Raw genomic sequence first — 26088 nt, 5'->3', positions numbered from 1 at the left:
TCTCGTCCGTTACGTCCCCGTTCATGCCTGAAACCGACCAGAACTGGCAAGTCGCCGCATCGGATGGTGTGAGAGGCTTGGTGGGTCGCACGGTTGATCGAAGGAGAACGGTGACCACCATTCCGGAACGCGCCCACGAGCTGGCGACGGCCGCTGCCCAGGCCGCGGCCGACAAGAAGGCACAGGACATCGTCATCATCGACGTGGGCGACCAGCTCGCGATCACCGACGCGTTCCTGGTGGCCTCCGCTCCGAACGAGCGGCAGGTCCTCGCCATCGTCGACGCCATCGAGGAGCGCCTGCTGGAGCTGCCGGAGAAGGCCAAGCCGGTCCGCCGCGAGGGCGAGCGGGGCGGCCGTTGGGTGCTGCTCGACTACGTCGACATCGTGGTGCACGTGCAGCACACCGAGGAGCGCGAGTTCTACGCGCTCGACCGGCTCTGGAAGGACTGCCCGCAGATCCCGTTCGTGGACCGCGACCTGGCCGACTCGGCCGCCGGCACCGCCACCGCCGAATGACCCGCCTGATCATCTGGCGGCACGGCAACACCGACTGGAACGCGCAGAGCCGGGTCCAGGGCCAGACCGACGTGCCGCTCAACGATCTCGGCCGCGAGCAGGCCCGCGCCGCCGCGCCGGTGCTGGCCGCGCTGCGCCCCGACGCCATCGTCGCCAGCGACCTGCGGCGGGCCGCCGACACGGCCGCCGCGCTCGCGGCGCTGACCGGACTGCCGGTCCGCTCCGACCCCCGGCTGCGCGAGCGGCACTTCGGCCAGTGGCAGGGCCTGACCCTCACCGAGGCCGCCGAGCGGTTCCCCGACGAGTACGCCCGCTGGCGGGCCGGCGCCCCCGACCCCGGCGCCGGCATCGAGAGCCTCGACGACCTCGGCACACGGCTCGGTGCCGCGTTCCACGACGCGGCCGACCTGGCCGCCGGCGGCACCGTGGTGGTGACCACCCACGGCGGCGGCGCCCGGCAGGGCATCGGTCAGATCCTCGGCTGGGATCACACCGTGCTGCGCAGCGTCGGCGCGCTCGCCAACTGCCACTGGACCGAGCTGCGCGAGGACGACGTCCGCGGCTGGCACCTGCGGGCACACAATGTCGGGCTGATCACTCAGCCGGCGCTCACCGACGCGGTCTGAGCCCACCGGCCCCGGCACGCCGCCGCGACATCGGCTAGCGTGCCCGTCATGCCCGTAGCGGTCGTCACCGACTCCACCGCCTACCTGCCCCCCGAACTGGTCCGCGCGCACCGGCTCACCGTCGTCCCGCTCACCGTCGTGCTCAACGGCGCCGAAGGGCTGGAGGGCATCGAAACGTTCCCGGCCGACGCCACCCGCGCGTTGAGCGCCAGGCGCGTCTCGGTGAGCACCTCCCGGCCCGCCCCGGAGCAGTTCGCGCGGGTCTACCGCGCGCTGCTCGCCGACGGCGCCGACGGGGTGGTCTCGGTGCACCTGTCCGCCGAACTCTCCGGCACCGTCGAGGCGGCCCGGCTGGCCGCCGCCGAGGTCGGCGACGACCGGGTCACGGTGGTCGACAGCCGGTCCACAGGCATGGGCCTGGGGTTCCCGGCGCTCGCCGCCGCCTCGGCCGCCGCCGAGGGCGCGGACCTGACCGGGGTACGCGCGGCGGCGCTGGACGCGATCGGGCGGACCACCATCTTCTTCTACGTCGACACGCTTGAGTTCCTGCGTCGGGGCGGCCGGATCAACGCGGCCGAGGCGCTGCTCGGCACCGCCCTCTCGGTCAAGCCGATCATGCACATGCCGGACGGCGCGATCGTGGTGCGGGACAAGGTCCGCACCGCCGGCCGGGGCGTGGCACGCCTGGTCGACCTGGCCGTCGAGACGGCCGGTGACGCCGACGTCGACCTCGCGGTGCACCACCTCGCCGTCCCGCAACGCGCTGACGAACTGTTGACGGCGCTGACCGAGCGGCTGGGTGACCGGCTGCACGACACGTACGTCAGCGAAGCCGGCGCGGTGGTCGCCGCGCACGCCGGCCCCGGACTGGCAAGCGTGGTCGTCCACCGCCGCCCATGAGTAACGCGCCAACGCGGTCGCGCTCGGCTCGATCCACACCGAGCGGTACGCCACCCACCTCGCCGGACTCGATCCGGCCGGGGTGGAGCACGTCGAGTCGGAGCTGGCCCGGCTGCATCCGGTGGGTCGGATCGGGCGTACCGGAGAAGTGGCCGACGTGGTCGCGTTCCTGCTGTCGGCGGCGGCTCGTTCGTCACCGGGGTGACGCTGCCGGTCGACGGAGGTCGGGCCGCGCTCGGGCTGGACCCGGAGGCACGCTGACCGGCGCACGTTCGCCGACATCACGAACAGTTCCCGTCTCGCCATCGCCGGCGCACCGCCCACATCTCGGTGATGCGGACGAAGAGGCGTAGCGGCAGGGAGTTTCCGAGATCGGTCATCTGCATTCCGTGACCCGCCGGAGATCTTGGTACGAAAGTGCCCCTGGAGGGGCCATTTCGTACCAAGATCTCGCTTTGCTGCATAAGCGGGCATGGCGCGGCACTGCCTACGAACTTGATGGCGTAGACGAGTCGCGACCTGAATTTTTCGTAACCGCGCGGGCATCTCGCCTGAGCCGGCGCGGAGCGCATCGATAGCACATCGTCGGCATGATCAGGGCGTTGTCCACAACCGCAGCCTGTCCACAGGCGAGGAGTCGCGGACCGGCGCTGGGCCCTGCTGTCGTCGTAGCGTCCGGAGCCGTGCCAGACGACGAGGAAGCGACGGTACGGCGGCGGCTCGCCCGGCTGTTCACGCCGGTCGGTCAGACGACTGCCGTCGCGGTGGCTCCGGCTGGCAGTGCGCGGGGTCCCGTCCGGGCCGAGCCGTCACCCACGAACCCTCGCATCGAGCCGTGGGGTCTCCCGGATTCCGAACGCCACCTCGGAGATGGAACCGATCACCTGGGCGGAGTTCCTCGGCTCGGCGAGCTGGACCGCTTCGGGCCGCTACGCGGCCACCCGGAGCGCGACAGCGGGTCGGATCATCCGTTCGGGGCGCACCCGGCGTCCATCGTGGGCGATGCCGATGGACCTGCGGACGATTCGCCGGAGGCGTCCCCGGAGCCCGCGCGGGGGCTGGCGTCCCGACTGCCCGGCCCCGGCGCGTTCGACCCGGGTCGGCGCGGCGTCCGCGCCCTCGCCGCCGTGGCCGCGATCGTCGTCCTGGTGGCCGCCGGGTGGGCGTGGCGGTCCCGGCCGAGCCCGGAACCCGTCCGCCCGGCCGCGCCGACCGGCGCGCCGTCGACCGGGGAGGTGTCGGCCGACGCCGCGACCGATGTGGCCGCGCCCGCCGGGTCGTCCGCCCAGGTGGTCGTTGCGGTGGCCGGCAAGGTCCGTCGCCCCGGGCTGGTGCGGCTGCCGGCCGGCGCCCGGCTGGCCGACGCCGTGGAGGCGGCCGGCGGCGCGCTGCCCGGCGTCGACGTGGCGCTGCTCAACCCCGCCCGCAAGGTCACCGACGGCGAGCTGATCCTGGTCGGCGTCACCGCCCCACCGGGGCAGGCCGCACCCGGTCCGGCGGCCGGCGGCGGCGCGCCAGGTGGTCCAGCCGCCGGGCCGGTCAACCTGAACACCGCGACGCTCGCCCAGCTCGACACGTTGCCCGGCGTCGGTCCGGTGCTCGCCCAGCGGATCCTCGACCACCGGGAACAACACGGCCCGTTCCGGTCCGTCTCCGACCTGCGGCAGGTCGACGGCATCGGCGACGCCCGGTACGAGCAGCTCAAGGAACTGGTGACGGTGTGAGCGCCGACGGTGGGGACGCCGCCGGGCCGGACCTGCGGCTGGCCGGGTTCGCGGTGGCGGCCTGGCTCGCCGCGCTCGCCGGGCTGCATTCCTCGGTCCGCGCGACCGTCTGGCTGGCCGCCGTCGCCGCCGCGCTCGCGCTGGTCGCCGGCCTGCGCCTGCGTCGCGAGCGTCCCGCCGGGTGGGTCCGCCGATACGGCTGGGTCGCCGTCGCCATCCTCCTCGGCGTGCTCTGCGGAGCGGCGACCACCGGGGCCCGGCTCGCGGTCCGCGACGCCGCCCCGATCCGCGCGCTCACCGCCGAGCGCGCGCTGGTCACCGCCGACCTCGTGATCCGGGACGACCCCCACCGGGTACGCGGCGCGCCCGGCCGCCAGGCCACGCTGCTGGTGCGGGCCGACCTGGTACGCCTCACCGACCCCGACGGAGGTCAGGTCAGCGGTCCGGTACGCGGGCTGGTGCTCGCCACCGATCCCGGCTGGCAGGGGCTGCTGCCGGGGCAGCGGGTCACCACCCGAGGGCGGCTCTCCCCGCCACGGGGTGGCGACCTGACCGCAGCGGTGCTCTCGACCACCGGCCCGCCCACCCGGCACGGAGCGGCGTCGTGGCCACAGCGGGCGGCCGGCGCGCTGCGGTCCGGCCTGCAACGGGCGTGCGAACCGCTGCCGGACGCGCCGGGCGGGCTGCTGCCCGGCCTCGTGGTGGGAGACACCAGCCGGCTGCTGCCCGAGGTGGAGGAGGACTTCCGGGCCACCGGAATGACCCATCTCAACGCGGTGTCCGGTTCCAACGTGGCGATCATCGTGGGGGCGGTGCTGCTGCTGGCCCGCTGGGCGCGCGCCGGCCCGCGTACCGCCGTGGCGCTCTGCGGTCTCGCCCTGGTCGGCTTCGTCATCCTGGTGCGACCCTCGCCCAGCGTGGTGCGGGCCGCGGCGATGGGCGCGATCGGGCTCGCCGCGCTTGCCGCCGGGCGGTCCCGGGCCGCGCTGCCCGCGTTGGCCGCCGCGGTCGCCGGGCTGGTGCTGCTGGACCCGGACCTCGCAGGTGACCCGGGTTTCGCGTTGTCGGTCTGCGCCACCGGCGGGTTGCTGTTGCTCGCGCCGGGGTGGCGAGACGCGTTGCGTCGACGGGGCGTACCGCCGGGGTTGGCGGAGGCGCTTGCGGTGCCGGCCGCCGCGCAGCTCGCCTGCGGTCCGGTGATCGCCGGGCTGTCCGCGACCGTCAGTCTGGTGGCGGTCCCGGCGAATCTGTTGGTCGTGCCCGCCGTCGCGCCGGCCACCGTGCTGGGCGTGCTCGCCGCGGTGCTGTCGCCGGTGTGGCCGGCCGGGGCGGAGTTCCTCGCCTGGCTGGCGAGTTGGCCGGCGCGCTGGTTGGTGGCGGTGGCGGCCCACGGTGCGGGATTACCGGCCGGCAATCTGCCGTGGCTGGGCGGGGTGGCCGGCGCGCTGCTGCTGGCCGCCGTGAGCGTCGCCCTGCTGCTCGCCGCCCGGCGGCGGCGGGCCCGGCGGCTGGTCGCGGTGGTCGTGGTCGCCGTGGTGCTGGGCGCGCTGCCGATCCGCCTGCTCGCCTCCGGGTGGCCGCCGCGCGACTGGGTGGTGGTGGCGTGCGCGGTGGGGCAGGGAGACGCGGTGGTGCTGCCGGTCGCCGCCGGCCGGGCCGTGGTGGTCGACGCCGGCCCGGACCCGTCCGGCGTGGACGGCTGCCTGCGCCGCCTTCGCGTACGCGAGGTGTCGTTGCTGGTGGTCAGCCACTTCCACGCGGACCACGTGGGTGGGGTGGCCGGGGTGTTCCGGGGCCGGCGGGTCGGCGCGGTGGTGAGCCCGCCCTGGCCCGAGCCGCCCTTCGGGGTCACCCAGGTACGCGAGGCGGCCCACCGGGGCGGCGCCACGTTGACGCCGACGCCGGCGGGTTGGCGGTGGCGGGCCGGAGCGGTGGAGCTGGCCGCGATCGGGCCGCCGTACCCGCTGCGCGGCAGCCGCTCCGACCCGAACAACAACTCGTTGGTGCTGACCGCCACCGTGGCCGGGGTACGGATCCTGCTGGCCGGGGACGCCGAGACCGAGGAGCAGCGGGCGTTACGGGAGACGATGCCGGCCGGCGCGTTCCGGGCGGACGTGTTGAAGGTGGCGCACCACGGGTCCGCGTACCAGGATCCGGAGTTCCTCGCCGCGGTCCGTCCGGCGGTCGCGCTCGTGTGCGTCGGCGTCGACAACGACTACGGGCACCCCAATGCGGGCTTGCTGGGCCGGTTGACCAGGGGAGGGGCGCGGGTGATGCGTACCGACACCGACGGCGACGTGGCCGCCGTCCGGACCGGTGCCGGCCTGGCGGTGGTGGCGCGTGGCGCAGATCGGGGGCGGTCACGGTGAACGTGCCGGTGGGAGCGCGGATCTTGATGGCAAAGATTGCGGATCGAGGCAAATGTCTGGATTTGCGTTGAGTGCGGGCTGCGCCGTCACAGTCCCCGATGAGCAGGCACGATCCGGTCGTGGGGCGTGCGAGTATGTGCGACGTGAGCCCCGCCAGCCTGCCTCCTATTCTGCTCGTCCTCGGCGACGAGGAACTGCTCGCCACGCGCGCGGTCTCCGAAACCGTGGCCCGGGCCCGCGCGGTGGATCCCGACGTGGACGTGCGGGAATACCAAGCCGGTTCGCTGGCGGTCGGCGAGATCGACGAGATGCTGAGCCCGTCGCTGTTCGGCGGCCGTCGAGTGCTGGTGCTCCGCTCCGGTCAGGACGCCCGCAAGGACCTGTCCGCCGCGCTGCTGGCATACGCGAAGAATCCCGACCCGGACGTGCAACTCGTGGTGCTGCACCTGGGCGGCGCCAAGGGCAAGGCGTTCGCCGACGGGTTGCGGGCGGCGGGCGCCACAGTGGTGCCGGCGGGCAAGCTCAAGGGGCACCGCGACCGGGTCGCGTTCGTGCGGGACGAGATCCGCCGCAGCGGCGGCAGATGCGCCGACGACGCGGCCGAGGCGCTCATCGCGGCGGTCGGCAACGACCTGCGTGAGCTGGCCGCCGCCTGTTCGCAGCTCGTCGCCGACACCGACGGGCGGATCGACGCCGACACTGTCTCCCGCTACTACCGGGGTCGGGTCGAGGTGACCGGCTTCACCGTGGCCGACGCGACGATGGTCGGCGACGTCCCCGGCGCGCTGGAGGCGCTGCGGTGGGCGCTGCACGTCGGGGTGGACCCGGTGCCCATCGCCGACGCGCTCGCCGACGGCGTACGGACCGTGGCGCGGGTGGCCTCGGCCGGACGGGGCAGCGCCTACCAGCTCGCCAGCAGCCTGGGCATGCCGTCGTGGAAGATCGAGCGCGCCCAACGCCAGGGTCGGGGCTGGACGCCGGAGGGCCTGGTCGAGGCGATGCGGGCAGCCGCCGAGTGCAACGCGGCGGTCAAGGGAGGCGCCGACGACCGCGCGTACGCGCTGGAGCGGGCCGTCTTCTCGGTGGCCGCGGCCCGTCAGGGGGGCGCCCGGTGACCCGAGCATGGTCGACCGTGCCGACGGACGAGGAGCGATACCGGCCCCTCTACGCCCGGGTGCTCGGCCTGCGCTTCGTCAACCCGGGCGGGGTGCTCTGCTTCGTTTTCTTCGAGGGCGCGGTGGCGCTGGCCGTGCTGCTCGCGCTCGCCGAGCTGGTGAGCTGGTGGGCGGTGCTCGTGCTGCCCACCGCGGTGGCGGCGATGGTCAAACTCAACGACGTCGTGGCCGAGGTGGTGATCCGCACCGCGGCGCAGGTGCCCGAGCAGGAGCGGGATCGCTTTCGCCGGAAGATGGAGCCGGTCGTCGGCCGGGCGCGGGTGCCGACCACGGCCCGGGCGCTGCCCGGCGGTCTGACCCTGGCCGGTGAGCCACGGCGTGCGGCCGTCTCCTACCACCAGCCGGGGCGTGCCGTGCTGCCCTTCGACCGGCCCGACGAGGGTGGCCGCCGAACCGATCCGGGCATCACCTGGCCCGATTCCATCCGCTGACCGCCGCCCGCTAGACTCCGATCCGCCCGGTTCGCGCCCCTGCGCGCCCCCCGACGAGACCGGGTAATTCGGAATAGGGTGCCCCGAGGGCCACTGCCCTCCAAGATCTCGGACGGGCGACCGCCTGCCGAAAGGCGAGCCTGTGATCATGAGGTTGGCGGTTCGATTCGCCCTTTTCGTTCCCGTCAACCTCATGATCACCCTGTTGTCCGGCGCTCGGGCGGTCGCAGGGGTGCCCTCCTAGGCTGATAAGGGAGGTTTGCGTCGGCGGTGGGGGGGGTGGGGGGTGCGACTACGTGAACCCCTTTGATCAACCGCTCAACCCGCCGCTCGGCACTCAGTCCGCCGGTACGTCAGCCTGCCGGCACTCAGCCCGCCAGCACTTCAGAGCAGGAAACGCGGACAGCCGGAAGCCCCGGGGTGGTGCCCCGGGGCTTCCGGTCGGGTCTGCGGTCTCGTCAGGCCGAGAACGAGGCGACGCGCTTGGCGATCGCCGACTTCCGGTTGGCCGCCTGGTTGGCGTGGATGACACCCTTGCTGGCAGCCTTGTCGAGCTTCCGGGTGGCCTCCTGCATGAGGACGGCGGCCTTCTCGGTGTCGCCAGCCTCGGCAGCCTCGTGGAACTTGCGGATGGCGGTCTTCAGCGACGACTTGACCGACTTGTTGCGCAGCCGGCGCTTCTCGTTCTGCCGGTTGCGCTTGATCTGGGACTTGATGTTCGCCACGCGACAGCCTCGTCTTGATAGCTCGGGTTGGTCAGCTTCCGCGCGCGACGAGCATGCGTCATCGCCGCGCGAATGGCCAGGCTACCAGGTTGCCCCCGACCGAGCCAAAACGCCTCCCGAACCCCCGCCTGCTTGTTAGGCGGGGCCCCCGCTTAACAGCTCCGAGTCAAGCGGGGGGCCCGCCTCTACCGGAGGCGTTAAGCGGGGCCCCCTCCTAACAAGCAACAGCGGGAGGAGCAGCGGGTCAGGTCCAGTTCTGTCGGGTGGTCAGCCAGGCCAGCGCCTGCTCGCCGCTCCATCGCTGGTGGGACCGCAGGTGCGGGGAGGAGTTGGACGGTCCGGCGGCGGCAGCGGTGAGGAAGTAGCCGGCGAGTGCGGCGAGGCTCACGTCGAGCGCGTCGGCGGGCGCCGTGGTGGTCGCCGGGTGGCGGGCGAAGGCGGTGTCCGCGTCGAGGCCGCTCGCGTACCCGGTGAGCAGCAGGCCGGCCAGGTCGAACCAGGCCGGCCCGTGGCAGAGCCAGGTCCAGTCGCAGAGCCAGGCGCGGCCTCCGGCGTCGAGCAGGAGGTTGTCCACCCGCAGGTCGCCGTGGGCCAGCCCAGGGGCGGCCTCGGCATACCCGGGGAGGCGGGACTCCAACGCGACCAGGTCCGCCAGCGGGGCGCCGGCCGCCGGCTCGGGCAGCGGCTCGCGGCCGGCGGCCACCTCGCCCCACCACAGGATGTCGTCTCGGGCCAGGTCGGCGAGGCGGGGGAGGCCGAGCGCGACGAGCTGCGCGGGCGGCTCGGCGAGCGCGGCGGCCACCTCGGCGTACGTGGTGAGGGACGCCTCCAGCTCGGCGGGGTCCCAGGGCAGCCGGGGGATGCGCCCGTCGATCGCGTCGAGGGCGAGCGCGTACCAGCCGGCTTCGGTGAGCGACCAGCGCGGCCGGGGCACCGGCAGGCCGGCGGGGAGCCGGGCCAGGATCGCGGCCTCGTGGGCGTACCAGTCGACCAGGTGCCGCTGCCCGTCCAGCGGGGCCGCCTTGACGAACACCCGCGCGCCGGTCGGGCCGGTCAGCACGGCGGTGAAGCCGCGGGTGAAGCCGCCGCCGGCCACCTCGACCGCCGCTGGTGGGCCGCCGAGCCGGGCCGCCACCGCCGCGCGCAGCCCGTCCGGCAGGTCGCCCCAGCCGGGCCGCACGGCCGTCGACCCGTACGGCACAGGCGGTAGCGAGACCTGACGCACGACACCATGCTGCCGCACCGCCGTCATGGCCGCACTGCCCGTGCGTCGGCGTGCCGCTGCGTCGGCGGGCGTCGGTGGGTGCCGGCGGGCGTCGGTGTGCTCTGCGAGACTGCCGGCCATGAGGACCGAGGACTTCTGGCAATTGATCGACCAGGCCCGGGCCGGGGCCGGGGAAGAGGCCGACGCGGTCGCCGCCCGGGCGGTCGCGCTGTTGGCCGAGCGCGACCCCGAGGAGATCGTCGGGTACGCCGAGCACCAGCGGCGGGTGATCGCCGCCTCCTACCGGGTGGACCTGTGGGGTGCGGCGTACCTGATCAACGGGGGTGCCTCGGATGACGGTTTCGAGTATTTCCGGGGTTGGCTGATGACGCAGGGGCGGGCGGTGTTCGCCCGGGCGGTGGCTGATCCCGACTCCCTCGCCGAGCTGCCCCGGGTCCGGGCCGCCGCGCTCAGCGGCGAGGAGTTCGAGTGCGAGGACATGCTGGCGGCGCCGTGGGACGCGTACCGGAAGGCGACCGCGGCCGAGCTGCCGGCGGGCCGTGAGCGGGCACCCGAGCCGGACCTGAACGACTTCTGGGACTTCGACGACGAGGACGAGGCGCGGCGGCGCCTGCCGAAGCTGGCCGCGCTCTTCGTCGAGCCGCCAGAGGAGTGACGGGGGAGCCCGGGCGCGCCCCGGCCGGCGTGGGAGCATAGAGGGGGCCGGCGCCGCGCCGGCCCGCTCACGTCAGCCGACCAGAACGGACCGCTGTGCCACCGACGCTCGATCCCGGCGCGAACGCTCCTGGTGTCACCGACCCGGCGCGCATCCGGAACTTCTGCATCATCGCCCACATCGACCACGGGAAGTCGACCCTGGCCGACCGGATGTTGCAGCTCACCGGCGTGGTCGACCCCCGGCAGATGCGCGCGCAGTATCTGGACCGGATGGACATCGAGCGCGAGCGCGGCATCACCATCAAGAGCCAGGCCGTCCGGATGCCGTGGACGATCCGGGAGGGTGACCGGTCCGGCGAGACCGCCGTGCTGAACATGATCGACACCCCGGGCCACGTCGACTTCACCTACGAGGTGTCCCGCTCGCTGGCGGCCTGCGAGGGTGCGATCCTGCTTGTGGACGCCGCGCAGGGCATCGAGGCGCAGACGCTTGCGAACCTTTACCTGGCGCTCGAGAACGACCTGCACATCATCCCGGTGCTCAACAAGATCGACCTGCCGGCCGCCCAGCCGGAGAAGTACGCCGAGGAGTTGGCGCACCTGATCGGCGGCGACCCGGCGGACTGCATCCGGGTCTCGGGCAAGACCGGCGAGGGCGTGCCCTACCTGCTCGACGAGATCGTCCGGCAGTTCGTGCCGCCGGTGGGCGCGGCCGACGACCCGGCCCGCGCGATGATCTTCGACTCGGTGTACGACGTCTACCGGGGCGTGGTCACGTACGTGCGGGTGATCGACGGCCGGATCTCGGCCCGGGACCGGATCAAGATGATGTCCACCGGCGCGGTCCACGAGCTGCTGGAGATCGGCGTCATCTCGCCCGAGATGGTGAAGGCCGACGCGCTCGGCGTCGGTGAGGTGGGCTACCTGATCACCGGTGTGAAGGACGTGCGTCAGTCCCGGGTCGGCGACACCGTCACCATCAACGGCAACCAGGCCAAGGAGGCGCTCGGCGGCTACAAGGACCCGAAGCCGATGGTCTACTCGGGCCTCTATCCGATCGACGGCTCGGACTACCCGAACCTGCGCGAGGCGCTCGACAAGCTCAAGCTCAACGACGCGGCGCTCACCTACGAGCCGGAGACCTCCGGCGCGCTGGGCTTCGGCTTCCGCTGCGGGTTCCTCGGCCTGCTGCACCTGGAGATCATCCGGGAGCGGCTGGAGCGGGAGTTCAACCTCGACCTGATCTCGACCGCGCCGAACGTGGTCTACCGCGCGATCACGGAGGACGGCGAGGAGATCGTGGTGACCAACCCGAGCGAGTACCCGTCCGGCAAGATCGCCGAGGTGTACGAGCCGACGGTGCGGGCCACGGTGCTCACCCCGAACGACTACGTCGGCGCGGTGATGGAGCTGTGCCAGGGCCGCCGGGGCAGCCTGCTGGGCATGGACTACCTCTCCGCCGACCGGGTGGAGTTGCGCTACACACTGCCGCTGGCCGAGATCATCTTCGACTTCTTCGACCAGCTCAAGAGCCGCACCAAGGGTTACGCCTCGCTTGACTACGAGCCCTCCGGCGAGCAGGCGTCCGACCTGGTGAAGGTCGACATCCTGCTGCACGGCGAGCCGGTGGACGCGTTCAGCGCCATCGTGCACAAGGACAAGGCCTACACGTACGGCACGACGATCGCGGCGAAGCTGCGCTCGCTGATCCCGCGCCAGCAGTTCGAGGTGCCGATCCAGGCGGCCATCGGCTCCCGGGTGATCGCCCGGGAGACGATCCGCGCGATCCGTAAGGACGTGCTCGCCAAGTGCTACGGCGGTGACATCAGCCGTAAGCGCAAGCTGCTGGAGAAGCAGAAGGAGGGCAAGAAGCGGATGAAGATGGTGGGCCGGGTGGAGGTCCCCCAGGAGGCGTTCATCGCCGCGCTCTCCTCCGACTCCGACGGCAAGTCCACGGGCAAGAAGTAGCCGCAGGCCCTTCCGGCCGGCCGGTCCCTCCTCGGCGGAGGGGCCGGCCGGTTCGCGTACCCAGGAATTTTTCAGCTTCCCGCAGCGCCCTCACCTGCGGATTCGGGCGGTCGAGGCGGTCGGGGCCGGTCCGCGGCGGATCTGGCCGGTTTCGATTTTTGGCGAGTCGGGAACTTACCGGTCACGACAGCAACCGCACAGAACGTGCGAAACCGCTCATAGGAGGACGACCGTGGAGTTCACCGTCTGGGGCATCATCACCGCCCTGATCGTCGGTCTGATCGTCGGCGCGCTGGGCCGTCTGGTCGTGCCGGGCCGGCAGAACATGCCGATCTGGCTGCACATGCTGATCGGTGTCGGCGCCGCGCTGCTGGGCACGATCGTCGCTCGGGCCTCCGGCTTCGCCGAGACCGCCGGCATCGACTGGCGTGAGCTGATGCTGCAGGTGCTGTTCGCCGCCATCGGGGTGGCCCTGGTGGCCGGTGTGGGCCGTCGCCGCGGCGTCACCCACCACTGACCGCGCACCACACGCGCCTCGACGGGCGCCCGGCCACTCGGCCGGGCGCCCGTCGGCGTTTCCGCATTGAAGCCGGTCGGTCCGCTGCCGGGCCGGGCATCGGCATCCCGCACGGAAGTTTTGACGATAAACCCCAGCTCACCACCGGTCTGAACAAATCGTCACCGAAGTCGGTTTGGATTTTTGGCCGGTCGGGAATTCAGCTGTCACGACAGTTTGCACACGAAATCGTGTGACCCGATCCGAAGGAGGAGGGCGACCATGGAGTTCACCGTCTGGGGAATCATCACCGCGCTGGTCGTTGGTCTGATCGTCGGCGCGCTGGGCCGTCTGGTCGTGCCGGGCCGGCAGAACATGCCGATGTGGCTGCACATGCTGATCGGTGTCGGCGCCGCGCTGCTGGGCACGATCGTCGCTCGGGCCTCCGGCTTCGCCGAGACGGCCGGCATCGACTGGCGTGAGCTGATGCTGCAGGTGCTGTTCGCCGCCATCGGTGTGGCCCTGGTGGCCGGCGTCGGCGGTCGCCGCGGCGTCTCGCGCTACTGACCCCCGCACCACAGCCTCGACGGGCGCCCGGCCAATGGCCGGGCGCCCGTCCGCGTACCCCCGCTTTGACCTGCCCGGACGGTGCCTCTGCCGGCCGGGCTTCCGGCTGCGATACCGTCGCCTCGGCCGGCCGCCGCGACCGCCCCCTGTTGTAAAGGAAATTTTCCTACTAAGGTGCGGCGCAGAAGGTTAGTGCCAAACGGCCCTGAGGGAGATATGGCGTGAACAGGTGGAAGCGGCTGGCCCCGGTCACCGCCATCGTGGCGTCGGCCGCGCTGGCGCTGACCGGATGCGGTGGCTCCGGCGACGACGACGAGGCCGGCGACACCAGCAAGCTGACGGTCTGGATGATGGGCGAGGGCGGCGACGCCCAGACCGCGTTCCTCGACACGGTCGAGACGGAGTTCAAGAAGAAGCATCCCGAGACCGACATCGTGGTGCAGTACATTCCCTGGCTCGAGGCGCCGAAGAAGTTCCAGGCCGCGCTCGCCGGCGGAGAAGGCCCCGACGTCACCGAACTGGGCAACACCGAGACCCAGGGCTGGGCGGCACAGGAAGCCCTCGCCGACGTCACCGACAAGCTCGACGGCTGGTCCGAGGGCAAGGACATCCTGCCCGACCTGGTCAAGAACGCCCAGCTCGACGGCAAGCAGTACGGGGTGCCGTGGTACGCCGGCGTGCGCGCCGTCTACTACCGCACCGACTGGTTCGCCGAGGCCGGCGTGAAGCCGCCGACGAACTGGGACGAGATGGTCGCCGCCGCGAAGGCCGTCCAGGCCAAGAAGCCCGGCACCTACGGCATCGCCCTGCCCGGCAACTCCGAGCTGCCGTTCTACTCCTTCCTCTGGGGCGCCGGCGGTGAGATCGCCACCAAGGAGGGCGACACCTGGAAGTCCGGCTACACCACGACCGAGGCGCAGCGGGCGGTCAAGTTCTGGACCGACCTGGTGACCGTGCACAAGGTCGCCCCGCCGGCCGCCGCCGGCTGGAACGAGGTCGACGCGCGTACCCAGTTCGCCACCGGCAAGGCCGCCATGGCCTTCGCGGGTAGCTGGCAGGGTGGCGCGATGAAGGAGGCCAACCCGGACATCGAGAAGGTCTGGGGCACCTTCCCGATCCCCGGGCCGGACGGCCGGGCCGCCCCGGCGTTCGCCGGCGGCTCCGACATCGCCATCTGGAAGGACAGCGAGCGGCAGTCCCTGGCGTGGGACTACATGACCGTGCTGCTGGCCAAGCAGAAGGACAAGGAGTTCGCCGACAGCCTGGGCTTCTTCCCGGTCTACCAGGACCTGCTCAACGGCGGCAGCTACGCCGACGACAAGGTCATGGCCGCGTTCGCCACCGCCATGCAGAACACCAAGCTGACCCCGCTCACCCCGAAGTGGGTCGAGGTCAGCCGGACCAAGACGGTGACCCAGGCGATGAACAGCTCGGTCATGAAGGGCCAGAAGACGGTCGAGAAGGCAACCGCCGACGCGGCCACCGAGATGGAAAGCATCTTGAACAGCAAGTGAGCTTACTGACGAAGAGCACCGACGAGGCCGCCGCGCGGGACACCCCCGCGCGGCGGCGCCGCCGGCCGGACAAACTCCCGTACCTGCTGCTCCTGCCCTGCCTGGCGATCATCGCCGTGCTCCTGCTCTGGCCGCTCGGCCAGGTCGTGGCGATGTCCTTCTTCAAACTGGACAACGTCCGCCAGCTCCGCGGGGACCGCGAGTGGCCGTGGGTCGGCCTGGCCAACTACGCGCAGATCCTCGGCGACCCGTTCTTCCGTACGGTGCTGCGCAACACCGTGCTCTTCGCGGTCGCCAACGTGGCGCTCACCATGGTCCTCGGCACGCTCGTCGGTCTGCTGCTCAACCGGCTGGGCCGGAAGATGGCCACGTTCGTGGCGAGCTGCGTGATGCTCGCCTGGGCCACCCCGGCGCTCACCGGCACCATCGTCTGGAAGTGGATCTTCGACGATACGAGCGGCCTGGTCACCTGGCTGTTCAACAAGCTCCCGGACGGGCTCTCCACGACGGTGTTCGGGCGCAGCGACTGGACCGGGTACGGCTGGTTCAACGACCCGCTGCTCTTCTTCGGCATCCTGACGCTCGTGGTGGTCTGGCACTCGTTCCCGTTCATCGCGGTGAGCGTGCTGGCCGGGCTCAAGAGCGTGCCGAGCGAGTTGCAGGAGGCGGCCCGCGTCGACGGCGCCGGGCCGTGGCGGGTCTTCTGGTCCGTCACCTTCCCGATCCTGCGGCCCGTCTTCGGCATCCTCGTGGTGCTCTCCACGATCTGGGACTTCAAGGTCTTCACCCAGCAGTTCGTGCTGTCCGGCGGCACCCAGGACCGGTCGACGTTCATGCTGTCGATCTACTCGTACGCGGAAGCGTTCTCGCCGCCGCCCAAGTACGGCCTCGGCTCCGCGATCGCCGTCATCCTCACCGTCATCCTGCTCGTGGTGACCTCCCTGTACGTCCGCATGGTGCTCCGGCAGGAGGACGAGTCGTGAAGAAGCTCGCGCTCAACGGGGCCGGCCTGCTGGTCGCCCTGTTCGCCGCGTTCCCCGTCTACTGGATGATCGCGACCTCGCTCAAGCCCAACCGGGAGATCTTCTCCGCCACGCCCCGCCCGGTGCCGGCGAAGCCCACCCTGGAGCACTACCGGGAGATCCTCGGCGGCAACCTGATCCCCGGCGTGACGTTCCTCGACTTCTTCCTCAACAGCGTCCTCGTCGCGGTGGCCACCGTGCTGCTGAGCGGGCTGGTCGCGCTGCTCGCCGCCACCGCGGTCGCCCGGTTCCGGTTCACACTGCGCACCAGCTTCCTGATCCTGCTGCTGGTGGTGCAGATGATCCCGCTGGAGGCGCTGGTCATCCCGCTGTTCCTGATGATCCAGCGGCTCGGCCTCTACAACACGCTGCCCAGCCTCATCCTCACGTACCTCGGCTTCTCGCTGCCGTTCGCGGTCTGGATGCTGCGCGGCTTCGTCGCGGCGGTGCCGAAGGAACTGGAGGAAGCGGCGGCGATCGACGGCGCCAGCCGGGCGCAGACCTTCCGCAAGGTGCTCTTCCCGCTCGTCGCGCCCGGTCTGGTGGCCACCAGCATCTTCTCCTTCATCACCGCCTGGAACGAGTTGATCTTCGCGTTGACCTTCATCAACGACCAGCAGAAGTACACGCTGCCGGTGGCGATGACGTTCTTCTTCGGCCGGGACGACACCGCCTGGGGCTCGGTGATGGCCGCGTCCACCCTGTTCACCCTGCCGGTCATCGTCTTCTTCCTGCTGGTCCAGCGCCGGATGGTCTCCGGGCTGGTCGCCGGCGCGGTGAAGGGCTGAGTGCACCTAGGGTGGTCGCCATGACGGGCAGGGTGGTGGCGGTGAACCTCGGCGAGATCACCGAGGCGGCGTGGGCCGGCGACGCGAGCGGTCGCAGCGGCATCGACAAGCGGCCTGCCGGTGGCCGGGTGGAGATCCGGCCCGGCGGGGTGACAGGCGACTTCATCGGCGAGCGGGCCCACCACGGCGGCCCCGACCAGGCGGTCTACGCGTACGCCGAGGAGGACGCCGACTGGTGGGCCGGCGAGCTCGGTCGGCAGCTGCGGCCCGGCGTCTTCGGCGAGAACCTCACCACCTCGGCGGTCGACGTGACCGGCGCGGTGGTCGGCGAGCGCTGGGCAGTCGGCTCCGCGCTGCTCCAGGTGACCAAGCCGCGCACCCCGTGCCGCACCTTCGCCGGCTTCTGGGGCGTACCCGATCTGATCAAGCGCTTCACCGCGCGCGGCGCGCCGGGGGCCTACCTGCGGGTGCTGCGTCCCGGCGACGTCGGCACCGGCGACCCGGTCGAGGTGGTCGACCGGCCGGCCCACGGGGTGACCGTCGGCGAGGTGTTCCGGGCCGTCACGCTGGAGCCGGCGCTGCTGCCCCGGCTGCTCGACGTGCCGGAGCTGCCCGGGTCGCTGCGGGAGAAGGCCCGCCGCCGCCTCGGCTGACGGGTTGCGGTCTCGGCTGGCGGCCCGGTCAGGGCGCGGCGAAGACCTCGGCCAACACCTGCGTCGCCGGGTCGCCCTTCACCCGGGTCCAGGTGCCCTGCTCGGCCGTCCACTCCAGGTTGGCGAAGCGGACCCGTTTCACGCCCCGGTCGTCGGCGTGCGAGACCAGCCAGTGCGCGTACCGCCAGCCGTTGCGATTGTCGCTGGCCGGCACCGTGAGCCCGGTCAGGTCGGACCCGGCGGTCAACCCGGGCAGCCCCCAGTCGAGGGCCAGGCCCTCCAGCACCGCGCTGGCCGCGGCCGGTCCGCGCATCGTCGGCGTCGGCCCGACCGTGCAGGCCACCGCGCCGGTCGCCGGGCCGAGCAACGCGCGGGTGAGGACCTCAGACTCGTCCGCCCACTTCTGGTACGCCTCGGGGTAGGCCGACCGCTGCACCCGCTGGGCGGCCTCGGTGATCCGCATCCGTTCCCAGCCCTTGATCTTCTTCAGCGCGGCATAGAACTTCTTCGCCGCGTAGCGCGGGTCCTGGATCTCCTCCGGCGTGCCCCAGCCCTGGCTCGGGCGCTGCTGGAACAGGCCGAGCGAGTCCCGGTCGCCGTGCGCGATGTTGCGCAGGTGTGACTCCTGGTAGGCGGTGGCGAGCGCCACCACGACCGCCCGCTCGGGCATCCGACGCTGCACGCCGATGGCGGCGATGGTGGCCGCGTTGGCCATCTGGTCCGCGCCGAGCACCACCTCGCCGTCGGCCTGCACGGTGCAGGTCCGGCTGGCCGTCGGCAGTCGCAGGTGATGACCGAACTGCTTGGTCACGAACCAGACCGCGAGCAGGGCCAGCACGCACACGGCCACCCCGGCTGCCATGATCGGCACTCGCGTCCGCACCCGCACCCCCTGCCCTTCCGGCCCCGCCCAGCGTACGTCGAGATCGCCGCCGGCCCGGCGTGGCTGTTAAGCGGGGGCCCCGCCTATACCGGAGACGTTAAGCGGGGGCCCCTCCTTACACCACCCAGGCGGCGGGGCGCTTCTCGCGGAGTGCCTGCACGCCCTCGCGGCCCTCGCGGGAGAGGAAATAGCCGGTGGAGAGCGCCGACAACTCGGCGATCTCCACCCGCAGGTCGGTGGCGGAAGGGCGGCGCAGCAGCTCCTTCGCGCCGGCCAGCGCCCCCGGCGCGCCCCGCACCAGCGACGCGCGGTAGCGCTCGACGGCGGCGTCCAGCCCGTCCGCCGGCACCGCGGCGGTGACCAGGCCGATCTCGGCGGCCCGCCGGCCGTCGAACGTGTCGCCGGTCAGGTAGAGCTCGGCGGCGGCCCGGGGGCTCAGCCGGGGCAGCACGGTCGCCGAGATGACCGCCGGGATCACCCCGATCCGCACCTCGGTGAACGCGAACGTGGCCTCCTCGGCGCAGACCGCCAGGTCGGCGGCGGCGATCAGGCCCAGCCCACCGGCCCGCGCCGCCCCGGCCACCTTCGCCAGCACCGGCTTCGGGCACTCCCGCACGGCGACCAGCACGTCGCCGAGCATCCCGGCCGGCACGGTCCCGCTGGCGTACGCCGCGGCGGTCTCCTTCAGGTCGGCGCCGGAGCAGAAGACCGGACCGGTGTGGTCGAGCACGACCGCCCGGACCGCGTCGTCGGCGACCGCCGCGGCCAGCCCGGCCAGCAGCTCGGTCATCAGCGGGGTGGAGAGCGCGTTGCGGTTGTGCGGGCTGTCCAGGGTGAGCGTGGTCACGCCACGGGCCGTGGCGACCCGCACGAGAGCGTCCGGAGAGGTCATGCCGGGCACACTAGTGGCCATGCCCGGCGTCCTTCCAGAAGGCGAACCCGTCCCGCGCGACGGGTCGCTGCCCGCCGCCGCCCGCCGCGCCGTCGGCGCCCGCGGTTTCGGCGTGTACGTGCACGTCCCGTTCTGCGCCAGCCGGTGCGGTTACTGCGACTTCAACACGTACACCGCCGCCGAGCTGGGCGGCGGGGCGAGCCGGGAGACGTACGCCGACAGCGTGCTGGCCGAGCTGGCGCTCGCCGGCCGGGTGCTTGGTGACGCCCCGCCGCCGCGGGTGGACACCGTCTTCGTCGGCGGCGGCACCCCCACCCTGCTGCCCGCCGACGACCTGGCCCGGATCCTCGACGGCATCGACCGCACCTGGGGGCTGGCCGCCGACGCCGAGGTGACCACCGAGGCCAACCCCGAGTCGGTCACCCCGGAGTCGCTGAAGACGCTGCGGGCGGCCGGCTACACCCGGATCTCGCTCGGCATGCAGTCCGCCGCGCCGGGCGTGCTGGCGGTGCTCGACCGGCGGCACAGCGCGGGCCGGGCCACCGCCGCCGCGGCGGAGGCGCGCGACGCCGGGTTCGACCACGTGAACCTGGACCTGATCTACGGCACGCCGGGGGAGACGGCGGACGACTTCGCCGCCTCGCTGGCCCGGGTGGTGGAGGCGGGGGTGGACCACGTCAGCGCGTACGCCCTGATCGTGGAGGACGGCACCCGGCTGGCCGCGCGGATGCGTCGCGGCGAGCTGCCGTACCCCTCCGACGACGTGGCGGCGGACCGTTACCTGGCGGCGGAGACGGCGCTGCGTGCGGCCGGCTTCTCCTGGTACGAGGTGTCCAACTGGGCCCGCTCGGCGGCCGGGGCGTGCCGGCACAACCTGCTCTACTGGACCGGCGCCGACTGGTGGGGCCTGGGCCCGGGGGCGCACAGCCACGTCGGCGGGGTGCGCTGGTGGAACGTCAAGCACCCGAGCGCGTACGCGGCGCGGCTTGCCGACGGCGTGTCGCCGGCGCTGGCCCGGGAGCGGCTCACCGCCGAGGAGCAGCACATGGAGGACGTGATGCTGCGGCTGCGGCTCGCCTCGGGGCTGCCGCTCGACGTGCTGGACGAGACCGGTCGGGCGGGCGCGGAGCGGGCCCGGGCCGGCGGGTTGCTCGACGCCGGGGCGTACGCCGAGGGCCGGGCCGTGCTCACCCTGCGGGGCCGGCTGCTCGCCGACGCGGTCGTCCGCGACCTGCTGCCCTGACCGGAGCCGGCCGGTCCCGCCGCGCGGGACCGGCCGGAGCGGGTCACTTGATCAGGCTGGCCGACATCGGATAGCGGTAGAGCTGGCCCTCGTTGGCCTTCACCCCGGCCAGGATGCCGAAGATGATGCCGACGATCATGGCGCCGAAGCCGATCACCAGGCCGATCAGGATGCAGGTGAGGATCCAGCCGACGAGCGCGATGACCGACCAGATGAGCTGGAAGTTGAGCGCGGCGACCGCGTGCGCCCGGACGGTCGGGGACTGGTTGCCCCGTGCCAGCAGGGCCACCAGCGGCGCGACCCAGCCCAGTACGCCGCCGCCGATCAGCATCCCGGCCGCGCCACCGAAGTGCGCCACCAGGGCCCAGGTCTTGTCGTCGTTGTTGGCGTAGCCGGCCGGCGGCCCGTACGCGCCGCCGCCGGGGTAACCGGCGCCGGGCGGGCCGTAACCGGGCGCGCCGCCACCCGGCGGGGGATAGCCACCCGGCGGCGGGTAACCCCCGGGCGGCGGATAGCCACCCGGCGGGGGATAGCCGCCGGCCGGAGGTTGGCCGCCCGGGGGCGGATAGTCACCGGGCGGGGGATAGCCGCCCCCGCCCGGTGCCCCGGACAGTGGTGCGGTGGGGGGATCGTCGGCCGGCGACGAGCCGTAGGGCGCCGACGGCGGGGTCGGGTCGGGCTGGGGGCCGGGGTCCCCCGCTCCGGGCGGGCGAGGAGGTTCAGTCATGCACGTCACGGTAGGTCCCACGGGCAAGCGACACCAGTGCTGCCCGGGCCCGTGGCGGCGGAATGTGCGGCAGGCCGCACCCGAGGTCCGTCGGGCGATCATCGCGTCGGTGGGACTGCCGACGTAGACTGGCACTCGCTACAGTCGAGTGCCAGCCGCCCGGCGGATGCCGCGCGTGGTCCGGCCGAGGTGCGTCAGGAGGTGGGGAGATGGGTCTCGACGACCGCAAGCTCGCCGTGCTGCGCGCCATCGTCGAGGACTACGTCCACACGCAGGAGCCGGTGGGCAGCAAGGCCCTGGTCGAACGGCACCAGCTCGGCGTCTCGCCGGCGACCGTGCGCAACGACATGGCGGTGCTCGAGGAGGAGGGCTACATCCGGCAGCCGCACACGAGCGCCGGCCGGGTGCCCACCGACCGCGGCTACCGCCTCTTCGTCGACCGGCTCTCCCGGGTCAAGCCGCTCAGCCCGGCCGAGCGCCGGGCGATCGAGCGCTTCCTGGTCGGCGCGGTCGACCTCGACGACGTCGTGCACCGCACGGTCCGGCTGCTGGCCCAGCTCACCCGGCAGGTCGCCGTGGTGCAATATCCCAGCCTGGCCCGGTCCAAGGTGCGCCACCTGGAGCTGGTGCCGATCTCCACCACCCGGCTGATGGTCGTCATGATCGCCGACACCGGGCGGGTCGAGCAGCGGCTGGTCGAGCTGCCCGCCCCGATCCCCGCCGAGGACGTCACCGACCTGCGCCGGCTGGTCAACGAGAAGCTCGTCGGCAGCCAACTGGCCGAGACGCCGCCGCTGGTGCAGGCGCTCGTCGAGGAGTCCCCGCCGCAGCTCCGCCCGGCCATGACCACACTCTCCACCGTGCTGCTGGAGACGCTCGTCGAACGGCACGAGGAGCGGATCGCGCTTGCCGGCACCGCCAACCTCACCCGGGGTGGCCTGCTCGACTTCCAGGGCTCGCTGCGCCCCATTCTGGAGGCGCTCGAGGAGGAGGTCGTGCTGCTCAAGCTGATCGGCGAGACCGAACCGAGCACCACCCGGGTGCTCATCGGCGACGAGAACGAGGTCGACAACCTGCGGGCCGCCTCCGTGGTCAGCACCGGCTACGGCCCGGGTGCGACGATCGTCGGTGGGCTCGGCGTGCTCGGGCCGACCCGGATGGACTACCCCGGCAATATCGCCATGGTGAGGGCCGTGGCACGCTACGTGGGCGAACTGCTGGCCCAGAACTGACCAGTCAGGGCCGACGGCCGGCTGCGGCCGACGACCGGCGAACGCGAGACGAACATGAGGACACCGAACGCAGTGGCCAGGGACTACTACGGCATTCTCGGCGTGAGCCGGGACGCCTCCGACGACGACATCAAGCGTGCCTACCGCAAGCTGGCGCGGCAGTACCACCCGGACGTCAATCCGGACCCGGAGGCACAGGAGAAGTTCAAGGACATCAACGCCGCGTACGAGGTCCTCTCGGACGACCGGAAGCGGCAGATCGTCGACCTGGGCGGCGACCCGCTCGCCCCGGGCGGCGGTGGCGCCGGCGGTCCGGGCGGTCCGGGCGGCGCCGGCCCGTTCGTCGGCTTCCAGGACATCATGGACGCGTTCTTCGGCGGCGCGGCGGGCGGCAGCCGGGGTCCCCGGCCGCGCACCCGGCCCGGCGCCGACGCGATCCTGCGGCTGGAACTCGACCTCAACGAGACCGCGTTCGGCGTCGAGGCACCGATCACCGTCGACACCGCGGTCCTCTGCACCACCTGCTCCGGCGCCGGCACCGCCGCCGGCACCCACCTGGCCACCTGCGAGGCGTGCGGCGGTCGCGGCGAGGTGCAGTCCGTGCAGCGGACGTTCCTCGGTCAGGTGGTCTCCGCCCGGCCGTGCACCGTCTGCCAGGGCTACGGCACCACGATCCCGCACCCCTGCCCGACCTGCGCCGGTGACGGCCGGGTGCGGACCCGTCGCTCGCTGACCGTCAAGATCCCCGCCGGGGTCGAGGACGGCATGCGGATCCGGCTGGCCCAGCAGGGCGAGGTCGGCCCGGGCGGCGGCACCGCCGGCGACCTCTACGTCGAGATCCACGAGCGGACCCACGACGTCTACTCCCGCAAGGGCGACGACCTGCACTGCCGGGTGACCGTGCCGATGACGGCCGCCGCGCTCGGCACCCGGCTGACCATCAAGACGCTCGACAGCGAGGAGGTCGTCGACGTCAAGCCGGGCACCCAGCCCGGCAGCACGCTGCGGCTGCGCGCCCGCGGCGTGCCGCACCTGCGCGGCACCGGCCGGGGTGACCTCTACGTCCACCTGGACGTGCGCACCCCGACCAAGCTCGACGCCGACCAGGAGCGGATGCTGCGCGACTTCGCCAAGACCCGCGGCGAGGAGGTCGCCGAGCTGACCAAGCAGGGCGGCTTCTTCTCCCGGATGCGCGACGCCTTCAACGGGCACGCCTGAGGTGTCGGCGCCGCTGTTCCTGGTCGAGGCGCTGCCCACCGGCGACACGGTGACGCTCGACGGCCCGGAGGGCCACCACGCGGCCACCGTGCAGCGGCTGCGCGTCGGCGAGGAGCTGCTGCTCGCCGACGGCCGGGGCGGCACCGCCGCCGCGCTCGTCACCGCCGTCGGCCGCGGCACGCTCGACGCGCGGATCACCTCCCGGGGGTACGCCGACGCGAGCGTCCCCCGGGTGGTCGTGGCGCAAGGGATCGCCAAGGGCGACCGGGGTGAGCTGGCCGTGCAGGCGATGACCGAGGTCGGGGTGGACGAGATCGTGCCCTGGGCGGCGTCCCGTTCGGTGGTCCAGTGGCGCGGTGACCGGGGCGTACGGGCCCGGGAGAAGTGGGCGGCCACCGCCCGGGAGGCCGCCAAGCAGGCCCGCCGCCCGTGGCTGCCGGTGGTGGCCGGCGCCCCGGACGAGTCCACCGCCACGGTGGCCCGGCGCATCGCCGGCGCCGGTGCCGCCTTCGTGCTGCACGAGGAGGCCGACGAGCGGCTGAGCACGGTCGAGCTGCCGGCGACGGGTGAGATCGTGCTCGTGGTCGGCCCCGAGGGCGGCATCGCCCCGGCCGAGCTGACCGCGTTCGCCGAGGCCGGCGCGCGTACCGTCCGCCTCGGCCCGTCGGTGCTGCGCACCTCCACCGCCGGGGTGGCCGCGCTCAGCGTGCTCGCCGCCCGCCTGGGCCGCTGGTAGGTCAGGGGCGCGGGAAGATCGGCACCGGCTGCTCCTCGGGGCCCAGGTCCAGCCCCGCCGGGCCGATGATCAGCGGGTCGGGCGTGCCGACCACATCGACGTCCTTGCCGTCGTAGTCGAACCGGTGCAGCACGTGGCGCATCGCCTCCAGCCGGGCCCGCTTCTTGTCGTTGCTCTTCACCACCGTCCACGGCGCGTCCGCGGTGTCGGTCCAGAAGAACATCGCCTCCTTGGCCTCGGTGTACTCGTCCCAGCGGTCGAGCGACGCCAGGTCCATCGGGGAGAGCTTCCACTGCCGGACCGGGTCGACCTTGCGGACCACGAACCGGGTCCGCTGCTCGTTGCGGGACACCGAGAACCAGAACTTCACCAGCCGGATGCCGGACCGGACCAGCATCCGTTCCAGGTCCGGGGCCTGCCGCAGGAACTCCAGGTATTCGGTGCGGGAACAGAAGCCCATCACCCGCTCCACGCCGGCCCGGTTGTACCAGGACCGGTCGAAGAGCACGATCTCGCCGGCGGTCGGCAGGTGCGCCAGCCACCGCTGGAAGTACCACTGCCCAGCCTCCCGCTCGTCCGGCTTGACCAGCGCGACCACGCTCGCGCCCCGCGGGTTGAGGTGCTCCATGAAACGCTTGATGGTGCCGCCCTTGCCGGCGGCGTCCCGCCCCTCGAAGAGGATCACCAGGCGCTCGCCGCTCTCCTTCACCCAGTCCTGGAGCTTGAGCAACTCGATCTGGAGCAGACGCTTCTGGTGGTCGTACTCCTCCCGGTCGAGGCGCTGCTCGTAGGGGTAGTCGTCACGCCAGGTCTCGACCGGGCTGCCGTCGGGCCGCAGCAGCACGGGATCGTCGTCGTGCCCGTCTACCACCCGATAGTCGGCGGTGAGGTCAAGCAACTCGGTGTCGGCCATACCGCACGTACCTACCCCGTCACGTGGGGTTCGACGCGCCGGACGGGCAGGTCAGCTCCGCAGGTAGGAGGCGCCGTTCAGGTCGACGATCGTGCCGGACGCCCACTCCGCCTCGGGACTGGCCAACCAGTGCACCGCCGCGGCGATCTCCTCCGGACGGGCCACCCGGTGGAACGGCGACTGCGCCCGCACCGCCTCGCCCCGCTCGTTCTTGAGGTGTTCGTTCGTCATGTCGGTCTCGACGAAGCCGGGCGCCACACAGGCCACCCCGATGCGGTACGGGGCCAGGGCCACCGCCAGCGACTGGGCCATCGCGTTCATCCCCGCCTTGCTGGCCCCGTACGCGGGATTGGCCGGCTCGCCCCGGAACGCGCCCCGGGAGGAGACGTTGACGATGCGCCCACCCCGCTCCCGCATGTGCTGGGCGGCGCACCAGGCGGCGTTCGCGGCGCCCACCAGGTTGGTGTCCAGCACCTCGCGCCAGCGTGACCGCCACTGCTCGTAGCTGCTGTCGAAGACCGGGTGCGGCGGGTCGGCCGGCCCGAACACGCCGGCGTTGTTGACGAGCACGTCCAGGCCGCCGAGCAGCCGGGCCGCCTCGTCCACCACCGCGCGCACGGCGTCCGGGTCGGCCAGGTCGGCGCGGACCACCACGTGCCCGTCGCCCGGCAGTTCGGCGCGCAGCGCCTCGGCCAGCTCGGCCGAGTCCCGGTGGTGCACCGCCACCCGGTCCCCGCCGGCCGCGAACGCGCGGGCCACCGCCCGTCCGATGCCCCGCGAGGCACCCGTCACCAGCACCGCCCGTCCCGCCATGCCGGCCATCCTGCCGCACCGACGCCGGATGTTAAGCGGGGCCCCTTCCTCTACCGGAGGCGTTAACCGGGGC

Annotated in this window: 27 protein-coding genes; 20 read left to right on the top strand and 7 right to left on the bottom strand. The window is 72.8% G+C overall.

All coding sequences use genetic code 11. The annotated features are described in order from the left end of the window. Positions 1-110: 110 nt before the first annotated feature. The 8 genes from rsfS to O7613_RS18785 all read left to right on the top strand — a co-directional run bounded on the left by rsfS (position 111) and on the right by O7613_RS18785 (position 7743). Positions 111-518 carry a ribosome silencing factor gene (gene rsfS / locus O7613_RS18820; RefSeq protein ID WP_281587107.1) on the top strand — a complete coding sequence of 136 codons (408 nt, stop codon included), beginning with the start codon at positions 111-113 and terminating at the stop codon, positions 516-518. Further along, positions 515-1144 carry a histidine phosphatase family protein gene (locus O7613_RS18815; protein WP_282289463.1) on the top strand — a complete coding sequence of 210 codons (630 nt, stop codon included), beginning with the start codon at positions 515-517 and terminating at the stop codon, positions 1142-1144. Before rsfS ends, O7613_RS18815 begins: the two co-directional genes overlap by 4 nt. Positions 1145-1192: 48 nt before the next feature. Next, complete coding sequence (locus tag O7613_RS18810; protein ID WP_281587109.1) at positions 1193-2044, top strand: DegV family protein; 852 nt, start codon at positions 1193-1195, stop codon at positions 2042-2044. Positions 2045-2075: 31 nt separating this feature from the next. Continuing rightward, the gene (locus O7613_RS18805) at positions 2076-2249 is read left to right on the top strand and encodes a hypothetical protein (protein ID WP_282294573.1); all 174 of its coding nucleotides are present in this window, start codon (positions 2076-2078) and stop codon (positions 2247-2249) included. 790 nt (positions 2250-3039) lie between these two features. After that, positions 3040-3768, top strand: a complete 729-nt coding sequence (locus O7613_RS18800; RefSeq protein WP_348775381.1) for a ComEA family DNA-binding protein — start codon at positions 3040-3042, stop codon at positions 3766-3768. After that, entirely contained in the window at positions 3765-6137 is a 2373-nt protein-coding gene (locus tag O7613_RS18795; RefSeq protein ID WP_282289462.1) for a ComEC/Rec2 family competence protein, read from the top strand. Before O7613_RS18800 ends, O7613_RS18795 begins: the two co-directional genes overlap by 4 nt. A gap of 134 nt (positions 6138-6271) precedes the next feature. Beyond that, the gene (holA, locus tag O7613_RS18790; RefSeq protein WP_282294571.1) at positions 6272-7252 is read left to right on the top strand and encodes a DNA polymerase III subunit delta; all 981 of its coding nucleotides are present in this window, start codon (positions 6272-6274) and stop codon (positions 7250-7252) included. After that, the gene (locus O7613_RS18785; RefSeq protein ID WP_282289461.1) at positions 7249-7743 is read left to right on the top strand and encodes a hypothetical protein; all 495 of its coding nucleotides are present in this window, start codon (positions 7249-7251) and stop codon (positions 7741-7743) included. Before holA ends, O7613_RS18785 begins: the two co-directional genes overlap by 4 nt. 458 nt (positions 7744-8201) lie before the next feature. On the opposite strand, the gene rpsT is transcribed toward O7613_RS18785, so the two are convergent. Continuing rightward, positions 8202-8468: a 30S ribosomal protein S20 gene (gene rpsT / locus O7613_RS18780; RefSeq protein WP_089158054.1), complete on the bottom strand. Its 267-nt coding sequence runs from the start codon at positions 8466-8468 to the stop codon at positions 8202-8204. 244 nt (positions 8469-8712) lie between these two features. Then, on the bottom strand, positions 8713-9720 hold the full coding sequence (locus tag O7613_RS18775; protein ID WP_282289460.1) for a phosphotransferase: 1008 nt from the start codon (positions 9718-9720) through the stop codon (positions 8713-8715). Between the two features lie 91 nt (positions 9721-9811). Between O7613_RS18775 and O7613_RS18770 the strand changes: the two genes are divergently transcribed. From O7613_RS18770 to O7613_RS18735, 8 genes are all read left to right on the top strand, one after another. Then, complete coding sequence (locus O7613_RS18770) at positions 9812-10348, top strand: DUF4240 domain-containing protein (RefSeq protein WP_282289459.1); 537 nt, start codon at positions 9812-9814, stop codon at positions 10346-10348. A gap of 95 nt (positions 10349-10443) precedes the next feature. Continuing rightward, positions 10444-12318: a translation elongation factor 4 gene (gene lepA / locus O7613_RS18765; RefSeq protein ID WP_282289458.1), complete on the top strand. Its 1875-nt coding sequence runs from the start codon at positions 10444-10446 to the stop codon at positions 12316-12318. 232 nt (positions 12319-12550) lie between these two features. Beyond that, positions 12551-12835 carry a GlsB/YeaQ/YmgE family stress response membrane protein gene (locus tag O7613_RS18760; RefSeq protein WP_281587116.1) on the top strand — a complete coding sequence of 95 codons (285 nt, stop codon included), beginning with the start codon at positions 12551-12553 and terminating at the stop codon, positions 12833-12835. Between the two features lie 261 nt (positions 12836-13096). Further along, entirely contained in the window at positions 13097-13381 is a 285-nt protein-coding gene (locus O7613_RS18755) for a GlsB/YeaQ/YmgE family stress response membrane protein (protein WP_281587117.1), read from the top strand. A 221-nt stretch (positions 13382-13602) separates the two neighbouring features. Further along, on the top strand, positions 13603-14895 hold the full coding sequence (locus O7613_RS18750) for a sugar ABC transporter substrate-binding protein (RefSeq protein WP_282289457.1): 1293 nt from the start codon (positions 13603-13605) through the stop codon (positions 14893-14895). Continuing rightward, positions 14892-15878, top strand: coding sequence for a sugar ABC transporter permease (locus O7613_RS18745; RefSeq protein WP_282289456.1), 987 nt, complete (start codon positions 14892-14894; stop codon positions 15876-15878). Before O7613_RS18750 ends, O7613_RS18745 begins: the two co-directional genes overlap by 4 nt. Continuing rightward, complete coding sequence (locus tag O7613_RS18740) at positions 15875-16705, top strand: carbohydrate ABC transporter permease (RefSeq protein ID WP_281587120.1); 831 nt, start codon at positions 15875-15877, stop codon at positions 16703-16705. The genes O7613_RS18745 and O7613_RS18740 overlap by 4 nt, the downstream gene beginning before the upstream one ends. Before the next feature lie 20 nt (positions 16706-16725). Further along, on the top strand, positions 16726-17358 hold the full coding sequence (locus tag O7613_RS18735; protein WP_281587121.1) for an MOSC domain-containing protein: 633 nt from the start codon (positions 16726-16728) through the stop codon (positions 17356-17358). A 28-nt stretch (positions 17359-17386) separates the two neighbouring features. Here O7613_RS18735 and O7613_RS18730 read toward each other — a convergent pair whose 3' ends face one another. Together O7613_RS18730 and O7613_RS18725 are read right to left on the bottom strand one after the other, a co-directional pair. After that, positions 17387-18247 (bottom strand): hypothetical protein, encoded by an 861-nt coding sequence (locus tag O7613_RS18730; protein ID WP_281587122.1) that lies wholly within the window; start codon positions 18245-18247, stop codon positions 17387-17389. 109 nt (positions 18248-18356) lie between these two features. Further along, positions 18357-19133 (bottom strand): enoyl-CoA hydratase-related protein, encoded by a 777-nt coding sequence (locus O7613_RS18725; protein ID WP_282289455.1) that lies wholly within the window; start codon positions 19131-19133, stop codon positions 18357-18359. Between the two features lie 19 nt (positions 19134-19152). On the opposite strand from O7613_RS18725, the gene hemW reads away from it, so the two are divergent. Next, positions 19153-20376 carry a radical SAM family heme chaperone HemW gene (gene hemW, locus O7613_RS18720; RefSeq protein WP_282289454.1) on the top strand — a complete coding sequence of 408 codons (1224 nt, stop codon included), beginning with the start codon at positions 19153-19155 and terminating at the stop codon, positions 20374-20376. A gap of 43 nt (positions 20377-20419) precedes the next feature. Here the strand turns inward: hemW and O7613_RS18715 are convergent, their stop codons facing one another. Beyond that, positions 20420-21103, bottom strand: coding sequence for a DUF4870 domain-containing protein (locus O7613_RS18715; protein ID WP_282289453.1), 684 nt, complete (start codon positions 21101-21103; stop codon positions 20420-20422). A gap of 209 nt (positions 21104-21312) precedes the next feature. Here O7613_RS18715 and hrcA point away from each other — a divergent pair, with 209 nt between their 5' ends. The 3 genes from hrcA to O7613_RS18700 all read left to right on the top strand — a co-directional run bounded on the left by hrcA (position 21313) and on the right by O7613_RS18700 (position 24289). Further along, on the top strand, positions 21313-22335 hold the full coding sequence (gene hrcA, locus O7613_RS18710) for a heat-inducible transcriptional repressor HrcA (RefSeq protein ID WP_282284063.1): 1023 nt from the start codon (positions 21313-21315) through the stop codon (positions 22333-22335). 72 nt (positions 22336-22407) lie between these two features. Then, positions 22408-23553 (top strand): molecular chaperone DnaJ, encoded by a 1146-nt coding sequence (gene dnaJ, locus O7613_RS18705; RefSeq protein ID WP_281590132.1) that lies wholly within the window; start codon positions 22408-22410, stop codon positions 23551-23553. Between the two features lies 1 nt (position 23554). Continuing rightward, the gene (locus tag O7613_RS18700) at positions 23555-24289 is read left to right on the top strand and encodes a 16S rRNA (uracil(1498)-N(3))-methyltransferase (RefSeq protein WP_282289452.1); all 735 of its coding nucleotides are present in this window, start codon (positions 23555-23557) and stop codon (positions 24287-24289) included. Between the two features lies 1 nt (position 24290). Here O7613_RS18700 and ppk2 read toward each other — a convergent pair whose 3' ends face one another. Then, positions 24291-25202: a polyphosphate kinase 2 gene (gene ppk2 / locus O7613_RS18695; protein WP_282289451.1), complete on the bottom strand. Its 912-nt coding sequence runs from the start codon at positions 25200-25202 to the stop codon at positions 24291-24293. Between the two features lie 51 nt (positions 25203-25253). Next, positions 25254-26015 (bottom strand): SDR family oxidoreductase, encoded by a 762-nt coding sequence (locus O7613_RS18690; protein WP_282289450.1) that lies wholly within the window; start codon positions 26013-26015, stop codon positions 25254-25256. Positions 26016-26088: the final 73 nt, after the last annotated feature.

Source organism: Micromonospora sp. WMMD975 (assembly GCF_029581215.1).
GTDB lineage: Bacteria > Actinomycetota > Actinomycetes > Mycobacteriales > Micromonosporaceae > Micromonospora.
The sequence above is the reverse complement of the archived record's forward strand: the minus strand, read 5'-3'. Positions and strand labels throughout refer to the sequence as shown.